At 65.5% G+C, this 13,261-nt stretch carries 12 protein-coding genes; 7 read left to right on the top strand and 5 right to left on the bottom strand.

What is annotated here, in order from left to right:
- Nucleotides 1-6: 6 nt before the first annotated feature.
- A complete protein-coding gene (locus tag CR157_RS15500; RefSeq protein ID WP_110284418.1) occupies nucleotides 7-1,251 on the top strand; it encodes an AAA family ATPase in 1,245 nt (414 codons plus the stop codon).
- An 11-nt stretch (nucleotides 1,252-1,262) separates the two neighbouring features.
- On the opposite strand, the gene CR157_RS15505 is transcribed toward CR157_RS15500, so the two are convergent.
- Nucleotides 1,263-1,961 (bottom strand): response regulator transcription factor, encoded by a 699-nt coding sequence (locus CR157_RS15505; protein ID WP_110284419.1) that lies wholly within the window; start codon nucleotides 1,959-1,961, stop codon nucleotides 1,263-1,265.
- A 406-nt stretch (nucleotides 1,962-2,367) separates the two neighbouring features.
- Here CR157_RS15505 and rdgB point away from each other — a divergent pair, with 406 nt between their 5' ends.
- The 4 genes from rdgB (at nucleotide 2,368) to CR157_RS15525 (ending at nucleotide 5,838) form a co-directional block, all read left to right on the top strand.
- Entirely contained in the window at nucleotides 2,368-2,991 is a 624-nt protein-coding gene (gene rdgB, locus CR157_RS15510; protein WP_110284420.1) for an RdgB/HAM1 family non-canonical purine NTP pyrophosphatase, read from the top strand.
- Nucleotides 2,991-4,184: a radical SAM family heme chaperone HemW gene (hemW, locus tag CR157_RS15515; RefSeq protein WP_110284421.1), complete on the top strand. Its 1,194-nt coding sequence runs from the start codon at nucleotides 2,991-2,993 to the stop codon at nucleotides 4,182-4,184. The genes rdgB and hemW overlap by 1 nt, the downstream gene beginning before the upstream one ends.
- A 39-nt stretch (nucleotides 4,185-4,223) precedes the next feature.
- Nucleotides 4,224-4,904 carry an OmpA family protein gene (locus tag CR157_RS15520; RefSeq protein ID WP_181422077.1) on the top strand — a complete coding sequence of 227 codons (681 nt, stop codon included), beginning with the start codon at nucleotides 4,224-4,226 and terminating at the stop codon, nucleotides 4,902-4,904.
- Between the two features lie 85 nt (nucleotides 4,905-4,989).
- The gene (locus tag CR157_RS15525; RefSeq protein WP_110284422.1) at nucleotides 4,990-5,838 is read left to right on the top strand and encodes a 23S rRNA (adenine(2030)-N(6))-methyltransferase RlmJ; all 849 of its coding nucleotides are present in this window, start codon (nucleotides 4,990-4,992) and stop codon (nucleotides 5,836-5,838) included.
- A 109-nt stretch (nucleotides 5,839-5,947) separates the two neighbouring features.
- On the opposite strand, the gene mnmE is transcribed toward CR157_RS15525, so the two are convergent.
- The 4 genes from mnmE to rpmH form a co-directional block, all read right to left on the bottom strand.
- Complete coding sequence (gene mnmE / locus CR157_RS15530) at nucleotides 5,948-7,318, bottom strand: tRNA uridine-5-carboxymethylaminomethyl(34) synthesis GTPase MnmE (RefSeq protein ID WP_110284423.1); 1,371 nt, start codon at nucleotides 7,316-7,318, stop codon at nucleotides 5,948-5,950.
- Between the two features lie 102 nt (nucleotides 7,319-7,420).
- Nucleotides 7,421-9,115 carry a membrane protein insertase YidC gene (gene yidC, locus CR157_RS15535; protein ID WP_110284424.1) on the bottom strand — a complete coding sequence of 565 codons (1,695 nt, stop codon included), beginning with the start codon at nucleotides 9,113-9,115 and terminating at the stop codon, nucleotides 7,421-7,423.
- Nucleotides 9,116-9,403: 288 nt separating this feature from the next.
- Nucleotides 9,404-9,778 carry a ribonuclease P protein component gene (rnpA, locus tag CR157_RS15540; RefSeq protein WP_110284425.1) on the bottom strand — a complete coding sequence of 125 codons (375 nt, stop codon included), beginning with the start codon at nucleotides 9,776-9,778 and terminating at the stop codon, nucleotides 9,404-9,406.
- A 13-nt stretch (nucleotides 9,779-9,791) separates the two neighbouring features.
- Nucleotides 9,792-9,926 (bottom strand): 50S ribosomal protein L34, encoded by a 135-nt coding sequence (rpmH, locus tag CR157_RS15545; RefSeq protein WP_010626003.1) that lies wholly within the window; start codon nucleotides 9,924-9,926, stop codon nucleotides 9,792-9,794.
- Nucleotides 9,927-10,549: 623 nt separating this feature from the next.
- On the opposite strand from rpmH, the gene dnaA reads away from it, so the two are divergent.
- On the top strand, nucleotides 10,550-12,016 hold the full coding sequence (gene dnaA / locus CR157_RS15550; RefSeq protein WP_110284426.1) for a chromosomal replication initiator protein DnaA: 1,467 nt from the start codon (nucleotides 10,550-10,552) through the stop codon (nucleotides 12,014-12,016).
- 102 nt (nucleotides 12,017-12,118) lie between these two features.
- Nucleotides 12,119-13,222, top strand: a complete 1,104-nt coding sequence (gene dnaN, locus CR157_RS15555; protein ID WP_110284427.1) for a DNA polymerase III subunit beta — start codon at nucleotides 12,119-12,121, stop codon at nucleotides 13,220-13,222.
- Nucleotides 13,223-13,261: the final 39 nt, after the last annotated feature.

Here is a 13,261-nt window from a genome sequence, read left to right on the forward strand (position 1 = left end):
TGCAATATGAGCCAGACAACGGGGTTCGTCCCATCATCTGGTAGTGAGGCCCTCGAACTGGAGGCGCTGGTCGAGCGGCTGGCGGTCTTTCACCGCGATGCCGCCCTGTCGACGGCCTCCGCCGATGCCGGCCGGCAGGCGGCTGAGGCCATGGCCATGGGCGAAGTGCGGGCTATCCAAAAGCGCCTCGAGGGTGACGAGGATCGGGCCCGCCTGCAGCATCTCGTCGAGTGGCTCGAGCAGGATATCCAGCGTCTCGCACCGGTCTTCGAGGCGCGTCGGGAACGGCTCTGCCGTAGCTGGGCACTCGCTCACCCCGGCAGCCGGCTCTGCTTCCGAGGACGGGTCCTGCTGGCCAATGCCATCGGTCGGGACCTCACGGGGCCCGGCGTCGAGTTGCCGGCCGATCCGGCCAGCGATCTGGCTGCATTGCTGGTGGGGCTGGAGAGTCGCGATGAGCGCGGGTTGGCACATCAGGCCCTGGACCACTACCTGCGGCTTTCCGGCGACTACGAGGCGGCCAGGCTGCTGGCGCTGTGGCAGGCCTGCCATGCCCTCTGTGGGGCGCGCCGGGCGCTGGAGCGGCGTCCCCCGGCCGGTCAGGATCCCGAACATCCGGCGCTGCTCGCCGAGACCATGGCCGAGTGTCGCCACTTCCTCGGCCTGGCCGAGAGCCACGCCGAATTCCGCTTTCCCCCGCTGGTGATCGCCGTCGGGGTGTGCGGCAGTGGCAAGAGTCGTTTCACCAGCGGGCTGGTACAGCGACTGGGGGCCGTACGGCTCTGCTCCGATGTCGAGCGGCGTCGGCTATACGGCATCGATCCACAGCCCTCTACCGCGACACCACCTGTGGATATCTTCTCCGGGGAGGCGACCGAGCGCACCTACCGGCAGCTCGCCGGCCTCGCCGGTATGCTGCTGGATGCGGGCCTTGCTGCCTGTGTCGACGGGACCTGCCTGCGCCGCTGGCAGCGCGACCTGCTGCGCCAGCAGGCCGAGGCCCGGGGGTTGCCGTGCCTGCTCGTCAGCTTCGAGGCCGATGAGGTTACCCTGCGCCGGCGCATCGAGAAGCGGGCCAGACAGCAGGGAGTCGCCGTGGCAGCGAGCCTGTCGGTGCTGACCCGTCAGCAGGCCGATCTCGAGCCTTTCGCCGACGAGGAACGCCTCCATCTGGTCCATCTCGACACCACCGCCGACAACGCCGCCGAGACCCTGGCGGGGCTGATCCAGGAGCATGCCCGGCTGATCTGAAGCGGCCCGGCTCAGTGGCCGTTGGACGCCAAGGGGGGCTCGTTGCGTCGGCGTCGGCCGACCAGCGGCGGGGGGGCGCCCAGGTTCTGGCGCGCCCAGTTCACCGCCTGGATGCGGTTGTGTACCTTGATCTTGCGGAAGATGTTGTAGAGGTGCGACTTGACGGTGTGTTCGCTGACGAACAGCTGATCGGCGATCTCGGTGTTCGAGGCCCCGGTCCCCAGCATGGCGATGATCTCCAGCTCCCGGTGGGTCAGGCCACAGACCGGGCGATAGGAGTTGAGCTGCTGGCGGCGGAAGAACTGGATCATGCGGGTCATCAGCGAGCGCGACATCCAGAGGTAGCCGTCGATCAGGGTATTGAGTCCCTTGCAGATCAGCGGCAGGGGGTCGCTGCGGTAGAAGACCCCTTGCAGGTTCATGGCGGAGAGCACCTCCACCGCGTGATCCTCGTCACGCAGGTTGAAGGCGGCCAGGGTCATGCCGGTCTCTTCGGCGGCCTTGACATGCCACTGCTGCATGGTGGCCTCGTCGATGTGATCCGCATCGAGCAGGACCAGCACGTGAGAGGAGTCCCTGCCCTTCCAGTCGGCCGCCGGCGCCACGACCGATACCGGGCAGTCGAGCTGCTGATGCAGGTAATCGATGAAAAGCTGTGTCTGTGGATTGCTGGTCGTCACCAGCAGTACGATTCCTTTACCCTGATTCATGATGTGACTCCCACGGTAGCACAGGTGGAGTCCCCCATCCCTGACCATCCTTCAGGCTGAGCGGGACTTACTGAAGAGGTCAATTGAGTGTCGGTCAGGGTGTAACAATTTATTACTAACTTTTGGTTATGTTCTTTTGTCTTTTTTAGAAGATATTTCTTGCTCTTGTCAAATTATCAATGATGACAAAGGGTTGCGTGTAACGCGCGAAGCGGGTAGCGGAGGGGGCGTTCGCCGAGACAATGAAATTCATGCCCATTCCGTGCCAGTCTTGTATCTTCTTCTCAGTCTTTAGCATGCTTTTCTTCATGCCGACAGTATGGCGTTCATCACCCTTTCGGGTGCATTCCCCTGGCCAGGCCCGACTCGTAGAATGGGCACCCACGCCCACCCTGGAGAAGCGACCATGACCCCGACCCCTCTGGTGCTGGCCAGCGGCAATGCCGGCAAGCTGCGGGAGTTCCATCAACTGCTCGGCCCCCTGGGCTTCGATGTCCGCCCCCAGGCGGACTTCCGGGTACCCGAGGCCGAGGAGACCGGGTTGACCTTCGTCGAGAATGCCCTGCTCAAGGCCCGCCAGGCGAGCCGCGTCAGCGGGCGGCCCGCCCTGGCCGATGATTCCGGGCTCGAGGTCGACGCCCTGCATGGCCAGCCGGGTATCCATTCGGCGCGCTACGCCGGTGAGCCGAAGAGCGATGCGCGCAACAATGCGAAGCTGCTGGAGGCGCTGTCTTCGGTACCGGAGGGCAGTCGTACCGGGCGCTACTGGTGCGTGCTGGTCTATCTCCGCCATGCCGAGGATCCGGTTCCCCTGATCGTGCAGCGCTGCTGGGAGGGTGAGATCCTGGCGCATCCGCGCGGCGACGGCGGCTTCGGCTATGACCCGCTGTTCTGGTTGCCCGAGCAGGGCATGAGCGTTGCCGAGCTCTCCTCCGAGGTGAAGAACCGCTTCAGCCATCGCGGTCGTGCCCTGCAGGCCCTGGTGGAGGCCCTGCGCGAGGCACCCGCTCGCCGAGGAGCAGCCGAGTGATGGACGCTTCCCCCGCCCTGCCGCCCCTGGCGCTCTATGTCCACGTGCCCTGGTGCGTGCGCAAGTGCCCCTATTGCGATTTCAACTCCCATGGCGTGGGGCGTGGCGCGGCGTTGCCCGAGGACGAGTATCTGGCGGCACTGATCGCCGATCTCGATGGTGACCTGCCGCTCGCCGCCGGGCGCCCGCTTGCCAGCGTCTTCATCGGCGGCGGAACGCCCAGCCTGATGTCGGCGGGGTTCTACGCCGGCCTCCTCGAGGCGTTGGCCGACCGGCTGCCCCTGGCGCGGAACATCGAGATCACCCTCGAGGCCAATCCGGGTACCCTGGAGCGTGGCCGCTTCGCCGGCTACCGGTCCGCGGGGATCAATCGCCTGTCGCTGGGGGTGCAGAGCTTCCACGACGAGCAGCTAGACGCCCTGGGCCGGATCCACTCGGGGGCCGATGCGGTGGCGGCCGTGGACGAGGCCAGGCGGGCCGGCTTCGACAACCTCAACCTCGATCTCATGCATGGCCTGCCGGGGCAGACCCCGGCCCTTGCCCTGGCTGACCTGGAGGCGGCGCTCGCCCTGTCACCGGAGCATCTCTCCTGGTACCAGCTGACCCTGGAGCCCAACACCGAGTTTCATTCCCACCCGCCGCCGCTGCCCGAGGAGGAGGTGCTGTGGGATATCCAGGACCTGGGCCATGAGCGCCTCGAAGCGGCCGGACTGGTGCGCTACGAGATCTCCGCCTATGCCCGTGGCGGCCGGCGCTCGCGTCACAATCTCAATTACTGGCGCTTCGGTGATTACCTGGGCATCGGCGCGGGGGCCCACGGCAAGCTGAGCCGGCGCGGGGCGGACGGCGCCATGGCCATCGAGCGACGCTGGAAGTCACGCCAGCCGGACGCCTACCTGCGCCGGCGCGAGGACCCGCGAGGCTTCGTCGCCGGCCGCAGCCTCATCGACGAGGCGGAGCTGCCGCTGGAGTTCGCCATGAACGCCCTGCGGCTGGTGGACGGCGTCCCGCTGTCGACCTGGTCGCACTGTACCGGGCGCGAGCCATCACGACTGGAGCAGCGGTTGGCGGCGGCGCGCAAAAAAGGACTTCTTGTGGAAGATGCCGGCCGACTGCAGGCATCCCCTCGAGGTCTATTATTCTTGAACGAGCTGCTGGCCCTGATCAGTGTGGATCGGGGCTGTCAGGGATAGAATGGCAGGCCATTTCGATCACCAAGGAGATACGACCCCATGATCAAGCCTCTTCGTCTTTTCGTGCCGGTGGCTGCAGCCGCCCTGCTGATGGGCTGTGCCACGACCGACCCCTACTCCGGCGAGACCCAGCGCAGCAAGACCGGGACCGGCGCTGCCATTGGCGCTGCCGTCGGCGCTGCCGCCGGTGCGCTCAGTGGAGACGGCAGCACCAGCCGCCGTGATCGCGCCCTGATCGGTGCCGCTGCTGGCGCTGCCGCCGGGGCGGGCATCGGTGCCTACATGGACCGCCAGGAGGAGCAGTTGCGCGCCAGCACCCAGGGCACCGGGATCGAGGTCGATCGTCGCGGCGACGACATCGTGCTCAACATGCCGAGCAGCGTGACCTTCGGTTTCGACTCCAGCGAGCTGACCCCGAACGCCCGCAATGCGCTCAACGATGTGTCCCAGGTGCTTCAGCAATACACCGACACTCGCGTCAACATCGCCGGCCATACCGACAGTACCGGCAATGCTGACTACAACCAGAGGCTTTCCGAGCGACGTGCCGAGTCCGTCGGCAATTATCTGGCCCAGTCCGGTGTCTCGCGGAGCCGCCTCCAGATGAGGGGGTATGGTCAGACCCAGCCCATCGCCAGTAACGACAACGAGGCGGGGCGTGCCCAGAACCGCCGCGTCGAGATCACCCTGTCGGCCATCGAGTCCCAGTTCCAGCAATAGAACGTCCTGGCTCGATGCCACCGATACGGGCCCGCCACTGTCACTGTGGCGGGCCCGTTGCTTGCCGAATCACGGATGTCGATCCATGCTTTCCTACCAGCACGCCTACCATGCCGGCAATTTCGCCGACGTTCACAAGCACCTGACGCTCTTTGCGGTCATCGATCATTTATTACGTAAGAATTCAGCCATTACGTATATCGATACCCATGCCGGTCGTGGCGTCTACCCCCTGCTGGCGGAGGAGACGAGGAAGCTGCGGGAGTACCGGCAGGGGGTGGCGCCGCTCTGGCAGGCGCGCCAGGCGCTGGCGGCGGAGCCGCTGCTCAATGGCTGGCTGGCGTCGCTGGCGGAGGTGCAGCAGCACGAGAGAGAGCTGGATCACTATCCTGGCTCTCCCTGGTGGCTGGCGCAGCGGCTGCGCCCGGTGGACCGCCTGATGCTGTTCGAGCTGCACCCGGGAGAGCACGAGCATCTCGCTCGTCAGCGCCTGCCGGACAATGTGCAGCGCATCCATGGCGATGGCCTGCAGGGGCTCCGGCGGCGGTTGCCGGTCTCGACACCGCGGCTCTGCGTACTGGTCGATCCCAGCTACGAGCGCAAGTCGGAATACGCCGAGGTGGCGGAGGCGCTGCTGGAAGCGATGCGCAAGGTGCGCCACGCCGTGATGCTGGTGTGGTACCCGCTGCTGCCGGCCGGGCGTCACCATGAGCTGCTGGCCGGGCTGCGCGACGGTGGGTTGCGCAAGATCTGGCGCAGCGAACTGACCCTGCGCGAACCCGCCACGGACGAGCACGGGATGCACGGGAGCGGGATGCTGGTGGTGAACCCGCCCTGGGGGCTCGACGAACGGCTCGCCGCCGCCATGGCGCCCGTCACGGCGTTGCTGGGCGAGACCGCCAGCCATCGCAGTGACTGGTGGGTGGGGGAGTAGGGGAAGGGGCCGACATCACTTGCCAATGCAGAAGCAGCCGAAGGTATCGCCGAGCAGCCGTTGGGTGGGCCGGCGCTTCGGCGCCGACTGCGGGGGGAGATGAATGCCGCTATTTCCCGATGCAGAAGCTGCCGAAGATCTCGCCGAGCAGGTCGTCGGCACTGAATTCGCCGGTGATCTCGCCCAGCGCCTGCTGGGCCTCGCGCAGGTCCTCGGCGAGCAGCTCACCGGCGCCGTAGCCAGCCAGCTGCGCCTCGCCGTTGGTGAGCGCTCGCTTCGCCCGGTCCAGGGCATCCAGATGGCGCCGTCGCGCCGAGAAGCGGCCCTCGGTGGTGGCCGCATAGCCCATCACCGCCTTGAGGTGCTCCTTGAGGTTATCCACACCCTGTCCGGTCTTCGCCGAGAGCCGAATCACCGGGGGGGCTGTGGACGAGTCGATGCCCGGGGGCTCGTGGCTGGCATCGATCTTGTTGCGCACCAGGGTCAGGCGCGAAGCATCGGCCAGGCGGGCGACGAACTCGGGCCAGATGGCCATGGGATCGGTGACGTCGGTGGTGGCCGCGTCGACCATCAACAGCACACGGTCGGCCTTCTCGATCTCGTCCCAGGCACGGGCCACGCCGATCCTTTCCACCGCATCGGGGGTATCGCGCAGGCCGGCGGTATCGATCACGTGCAGTGGCATGCCATCGATGTGGATATGTTCGCGCAGCACGTCCCGGGTGGTGCCCTCGATTTCGGTGACGATGGCGGTCTCCTGCTGGGTGAGGGCATTGAGCAGGCTCGACTTGCCGGCGTTGGGGCGGCCGGCGATCACCACGCTCATGCCCTCGCGCAGCAGCGCGCCCTGGCCGGCGGCGGCGCGCACCTCGGCCAGTTCGGCGGTCACCCCGGCGAGCATCTCGGCGACCCGGCCGTCGGCGAGGAAGTCGATCTCCTCCTCGGGGAAATCGATGGCCGCCTCCACGTACATGCGCAGCTCGATCAGCCGCTGCACCAGGGCCTCGACCCGGCGCGAGAACTCGCCCTGCAGTGAACGCAGGGCATTCTCGGCGGCGGTGCGCGAGCTGGCATCGATCAGGTCGGCGATGGCCTCGGCCTGGGCCAGGTCGAGCTTGTCGTTGAGGAAGGCACGCTCGGAGAACTCGCCGGGGCGCGCCAGGCGCGCGCCCAGCTGCACGCAGCGCTCGAGCAGCAGGTCCATGATCACCGGCCCGCCATGCCCCTGCAGTTCCAGTACGTCCTCGCCGGTGAAGGAGTGGGGGCCGGCGAAGTAGAGCGCGATGCCCTCGTCGATCACCGCGGTCTGGCCCTGGAAGGGGCCGTAGTGGGCACGGCGCGGGGCAGGGCAGTGCCCGACCACCGTCTCGGCGATTGCCGCACAGGCGGGCCCGGAGACGCGAATGATGCCCACGCCGCCACGCCCCGGCGGGGTGGCGAGTGCCGCAATGGTGTCCTGGACGTAAAGGGGCTCGGGCATCGTCTTCTCCTCGTCGCGTCGTGGGTCATTGTCGGCACCGGGCCCCATGAACGCCAGACCCCCGCCAGGGGCGGGGGTCTGGGGGCTCTGGGCGGGGCCGGGTCACTTGGTCTTCATGCCCTTGCCCACGCTGGGGTCACTCTCGATCTTGCGCGTGATCACGTACTGCTGGGCGATCGAGATGACATTGTTGACCACCCAGTAGATGACCAGGCCGGCCGGGAACCACAGGAAGAAGAAGGTGAAGACGACCGGCAGCATCTTCATGATCTTCGCCTGCATGGGGTCCGGCGGGGTCGGGTTCAGCAACTGCTGCACGAACATCGAGGCGCCCATCAGGATCGGCAGGATGAAGAACGGATCCTTCACCGACAGGTCCTGGATCCAGAACATGAAGGGAGCATGGCGCAGTTCGACGGACTCGAGCAGCATCCAGTAGAGCGCAATGAACACCGGCATCTGCACCAGGATCGGCAGGCAGCCGCCCAGAGGATTGATCTTCTCCTTCTGGTAGAACTTCATCATCTCCTGGGACATCTTCTGGCGATCGTCGCCGTACTGCTCCTTGAGACGCTGCATCTCCGGGCCCAGCTTGCGCATGCGCGCCATGGACTTGTAGGCCTTGGCCGAGAGCGGCCACATGGCCAGCTTGACCAGGACGGTGAGCAGCACGATCGACCAGCCCCAGTTGCCGATCAGGTCGTGAATCTGGTCGAGCAGCCAGAACAGCGGGTTGGCGATGAACCACAGCCAGCCGAAGTCCACGGTCAGGCGCAGGTTGGGGGCCACGGTTTCCATGTAGTCCTGGACCTTGGGTCCCATGTACAAAGTGGCACCCAGCCGCGCCTCGCCATCCGGGGCCACGCTGCTGATCGGGCCGGCGAAGGCCGCCACGTTGCGACTCTGCGAGTCGGTAGCGGCGTAGTAGAGGTTCTGCTGGTTCTGGGGGGGGGCCCAGGCGGAGACGAAGTAGTGCTGGATGATGGCGACCCAGCCGCCCTCGACGTCACGGTTCGGGAACTTGCCGGCCTGGATGTCCTCGAAGTCGACCTTCTGGTAGCGGTCATCCGGCGAGGAGTAGGCGGCGCCCAGGTAGGAGCGCATGCCAAGGGCCGGGCCGCTGGAGGGGTCGGGGCTGTTGTCCCGGGCCAACTGGCCGATGAAGCGGGCGTTGACCGGCTCTTCGCTGCGGTTGGCGAGGTAGTAGTTCACGTCCACGGCATAGCTGCCGCGCTCGAAGGTGAAGCGCTTGATGAGGTCGACGCCGTTGACCTCGGCGGCGAGGTCCACCTCGAGGCGATTGTCGTTCTCGGTCAGGCGGTACTCGGTGCTCTCGGGAGTAAAGGAGATGCGGCCGGCGTGTCCATCGAGCTGCAGTCCGGAACGGGCCACGTAGCTGCGGCTTTCGCTGTCGGAAAGCAGCACGTAGGGGCGGTCGGAGTTCAGCGTGAAGCGATGCTGCGGCAGGGCGGCATAGACGATGTCACCGCCCTGGGGATCGATGCGCACATCCAGCACGTCGGTGATCACGGCCACCAGGTCGCGACTGCGACTGGTCGTGGCCGGCTCGCCGGGCATTTCCTGGCCCATGTCGCCTTCGGCCCGGGGAGTCGTCGGGACCGCGAGGTCGTCGCCACCTTCGGCCGGGGCGGCGGTTTCCTCCCCAGGGGCTCCGGCGGTGATGGAGGGGGCTGCCGGTTCAGGCGCTACCTGACCGTAATCCTGGTTCCACTGCACGACGATCAGGTAGGCGAGCACCGCCAGAGGAATCAGCAAGAGGAGTCGTTTTACGTCCATGAGGGGTCTGCCCGATGGGTGGTGAACTTTCCGATGGCGTCGTGCGGGTCGCACGCCCGATATACACGAAAGCCTGCCGAAGGCAGGCTAGGCTTTGTCCGAAAACTGCCTGCGCTCGCCGACTTTTCGGACAAAGCCTAGGCCCCGCACGCTGACCCTCGGTACTCGGCTCAGCGGTGTCGATGATCGTCCGACGAGAGGCGTTGGCGCTCATGCAGACTCCGTGACTGGCCGATCTACGCCGCGGCCGAGGCTCGGCGGCGCAGGTGGCAGGATACCTTGGGCCCATCAGTCGTCGGTCTTCGACTTCTGCACGTCTCGCGCCAGACGCTTCCACATGCCGTGAAGCTGGCGATGCAGGCTATCGTTGTCGAGCTCGTGAACGCCACGCCTGGCCAGAATCACGATATCCACGGAGGGCAGACGCTGTTGCTGCAGCCGGATCGACTCGCGAGCGAGTCGCTTGAGACGGTTGCGGTCGACGGCTCGCCGGACGTTCTTCTTGCTGAAGACCAGGCCGAGGCGAGGGTGTCCCAGGTCGTTGGGAGTGGCCAGTGCCAGCAACCCCTTGCCATGGACCTTGTACGCAGCCGTATCGAAGACACGCCGATAGTCCCCGGCCGTCAGCAGCCGCAGACGCCGGGGAAAGTCCTGACGGGACACGTGCGGTCCGCGTTCAGGCGCTCAGGCGCTTGCGACCCTTGGCGCGACGACGCGCCAGAACGGCACGACCATTCTTGGTGGCCATGCGGGCACGGAAGCCGTGCACGCGCTTGCGCTTGAGAACGCTGGGTTGAAAGGTGCGTTTCATAACTCGTTATTCCCACGTGGTTTTCAGGAAGAATCGGCAATTTCGAGGCGTCCGGATTCCGCATCGCAATCCGGGGGTATTCGGCTCAAGACCGGAAATTGTAGTGATTTCGGTGCGCCGGTGCAATTTTTCCGTGTCGATGCTCAGGGCTATCGCAGTTGACTGTAGCGAGGGGCGCCGGGGGCAGGCCTGCGGATCACCCCGAGCAATGCTGCTATCTGCGATAGCCCTGTGTTGATGCCGGCCGCATGGTGGCCGGTGGGAGACGGCGACCTCGAACGAACACAGTCAATCATCATCATTGGAGATGTTTAGATGATGTTGTTATCAATACTGGGGACAGTTTCTGTGGATATCCACGTATTACTCAACTGAATCATTAGCTTGTAGTTGTTGAATGACTGTGGGCAAGTCGCGTACGACCTGCGGATGGCTTGTTCATCGTTGGTGCACGATCGAGAACACTCGTCCACAGGATCGAGCTGTCCCAAGCGGATCTTGGAGGTTTCCCCGCTGGCCGGGACGGGTTGTCCACAGCAGCGGATGAAGGGGTGGCTCATGTGGATAACCTTGGCCCTGGGCGATACAATGGCGGTCGTTTTTTCGATGAATGGTGAGGTCGCGTGTCGCTCGCTCTCTGGCAACAGTGTCTGGACTACCTGCAGGACGAACTGAATTCACAGCAGTTCAATACCTGGATTCGCCCGTTGCAGGCGGAGGAGGGGGAGTCCAATGAGCTTTGTCTGCTGGCGCCCAACCGGTTCGTCCGGGACTGGGTCAGCGACAAGTATGCCAAACGCATCAGCGAGCTGATGCGGGAGCTGTCGCCTGCCAAGCCACCCAAGGTGGTGCTGTCGGTGGGCAGTCGCCGCACGACGCCGGCGCCCCAGCCGCGTGAACTCGGCAACCCGGTTTCGGCCAGCCCCCGCCAGCCGGTTGCGCCGGCGGTCCAGGTGCCACCGCGTGGGAGTGTGGGTGACGAGCGCGAGATCGAGGCGCTGCGCGAGGAGGGGATGGCCAGCCGTCGCCCCGGTGAGCGCCAGGTCCAGGTGGAGGGCAGTCTCAAGCACAACAGCGGCCTCAACCCGAACTTCACCTTCGAGACCTTCGTCGAGGGCAAGTCCAACCAGCTGGCGAGGGCGGCCTCGAGGCAGGTTTCCGAGAACCCCGGCGGGGCCTACAACCCGCTGTTCCTCTATGGTGGCGTGGGGCTCGGCAAGACGCACCTGATGCATGCGGTGGGCAACGCCCTGGCCGGGCGTCGCGAAAATGCGCGGGTCGTCTACCTGCATTCCGAGCGCTTCGTGGCCGATATGGTCAAGGCGCTGCAGCTCAATGCCATCAACGACTTCAAGCGCTTCTACCGCAGCGTGGATGCCCTGCTGATCGATGACATCCAGTTCTTTGCCGGCAAGGAGCGTTCCCAGGAGGAGTTCTTCCACACCTTCAATGCGCTGCTCGAGGGCGGCCAGCAAATGATCCTCACCTCCGACCGTTATCCCAAGGAAATCAGTGGGGTAGAGGAGCGCCTGAAGTCTCGCTTCGGCTGGGGGCTAACGGTTGCCATCGAGCCGCCCGAGCTCGAGACCCGGGTGGCGATCCTGATGAAGAAGGCCGACCAGGCCAAGGTCGAGCTGCCGCACGATGCCGCCTTCTTCATTGCCCAGAAGATCCGTTCGAATGTCCGCGAGCTGGAGGGGGCCCTGAAGAAGGTAATCGCCGACTCCCACTTCATGGGCAAGCCGATCACCCAGGACTTCATTCGCGAGTCGCTCAAGGACCTGTTGGCCCTGCAGGACAAGCAGGTAGGTGTCGACAATATCCAGCGCACCGTGGCCGAGTACTACAAGATCAAGCTCTCCGACCTGCTGTCGAAGCGGCGCTCGCGCTCGGTGGCCAGACCCCGTCAGGTGGCCATGGCGCTGGCCAAGGAGTTGACCAATCACAGCCTGCCGGAGATCGGTGATGCCTTCGGCGGGCGCGATCACACCACGGTGTTGCACGCTTGTCGCAAGGTACAGGCCCTGCAGGAGGAGAATGCGGATATCCGCGAGGATTACAAGAACCTGCTGCGTCTGCTGACCAGCTAGGTTTGCTGCCTTTGACCCCTTGAGACTCAACAACAGCGATGCCGATCGACCGGCCACAGCCGCCGCCGGCCGCAACCCTTCAGGACAAGACGTGGAGCCGACATGAAATTTTCCATCTCCCGAGAAGCCCTGCTGCGCCCGCTGACGCTGGTCGCCGGCGTGGTGGAGCGACGCCAGACCCTGCCGGTGCTCTCCAACGTGCTGATCCAGGTCGACCAGGACCAGGTGTCGCTAACCGGTACCGACCTGGAGGTCGAGCTGATCGGGCGTACCGCCGCGAGCCTGGTCGAGGAGCCGGGGGCCGCCACCGTGCCGGCTCGCAAGCTGATGGACATCTGCAAGTCGCTGCCGGACCAGTCCGAGATCCAGCTCGCCCTGGAGGACGGTCGGGCCGTGCTGCGCAGCGGGCGCTCCCGCTTCACCCTCTCGACCCTGCCGGTGGCCGAATTTCCCAACATCGAGGATAGCCAGGGCAGTATCGAGCTCAGCCTGCCGCGGGGTACCCTCAAGCACCTGATCGATGCCACCTCCTTCGCCATGGCGCAGCAGGACGTGCGCTACTACCTCAATGGCATGCTGCTGGAGCTGCGCTCCAACCTCGTCCGTGCCGTGGCCACCGACGGCCACCGCCTGGCGGTCTGTTCGCGGCCCACGGAGGTCCAGGTCGAGCCCGCCCAGAAGCTGATCGTGCCGCGCAAGGGTATTCTCGAGCTGGCACGCCTGCTGGATGACGGCGACGAGCCGGTCAGCTTGACCCTGGGAGCCAGCCACGTACGCGCCCATACCGGCGACTTCACCTTCACCTCGAAGCTGGTGGACGGCAAGTTCCCGGACTACGAGCGGGTCGTGCCTCGTGGTGGCGACAAGGTGTTCATCGCCGATCGGGCCGAGCTGCGCCAGGTGCTGTCGCGCACCGCCATTCTCTCCAACGAGAAGTATCGTGGCGTGCGCCTGCATCTGGAGGAGGGCAACCTGCGCGTGATGGCCAACAACCCCGAACAGGAGGAGGCGGAGGAGAACGTAGGCATCGAGTACAGCGGTGCGGCCATGGAGATTGGCTTCAATGTCGGCTATCTGGTCGATGTGCTGAACGCGCTGGATGAGGACCGGGTGCAGATGACCCTGGCGGACCCCAACAGCAGCGCACTGATGGAAGAACCCGGCGGTGGCGACGCTCTCTACGTCGTCATGCCGATGCGTCTCTGACGAGTCTGGCGCCGCCTCGGCGTCGCCGGCTGACTCACG

The organism is Halomonas sp. LBP4 (assembly GCF_003202205.1).
Taxonomy (GTDB): domain Bacteria; phylum Pseudomonadota; class Gammaproteobacteria; order Pseudomonadales; family Halomonadaceae; genus Halomonas; species Halomonas flagellata.

Coding starts and splice junctions, on each gene's coding strand:
- hemW (WP_110284421.1), top strand. CDS start 2,991: ATGGACGCTTCCCCCGCCCTGCCGCCCCTGGCGCTCTATGTCCACGTG.
- dnaN (WP_110284427.1), top strand. CDS start 12,119: ATGAAATTTTCCATCTCCCGAGAAGCCCTGCTGCGCCCGCTGACGCTG.
- rdgB (WP_110284420.1), top strand. CDS start 2,368: ATGACCCCGACCCCTCTGGTGCTGGCCAGCGGCAATGCCGGCAAGCTG.
- CR157_RS15520 (WP_181422077.1), top strand. CDS start 4,224: ATGATCAAGCCTCTTCGTCTTTTCGTGCCGGTGGCTGCAGCCGCCCTG.
- CR157_RS15525 (WP_110284422.1), top strand. CDS start 4,990: ATGCTTTCCTACCAGCACGCCTACCATGCCGGCAATTTCGCCGACGTT.
- rpmH (WP_010626003.1), bottom strand. CDS start 9,926: ATGAAACGCACCTTTCAACCCAGCGTTCTCAAGCGCAAGCGCGTGCAC.
- CR157_RS15500 (WP_110284418.1), top strand. CDS start 7: ATGAGCCAGACAACGGGGTTCGTCCCATCATCTGGTAGTGAGGCCCTC.
- mnmE (WP_110284423.1), bottom strand. CDS start 7,318: ATGCCCGAGCCCCTTTACGTCCAGGACACCATTGCGGCACTCGCCACC.
- yidC (WP_110284424.1), bottom strand. CDS start 9,115: ATGGACGTAAAACGACTCCTCTTGCTGATTCCTCTGGCGGTGCTCGCC.
- CR157_RS15505 (WP_110284419.1), bottom strand. CDS start 1,961: ATGAATCAGGGTAAAGGAATCGTACTGCTGGTGACGACCAGCAATCCA.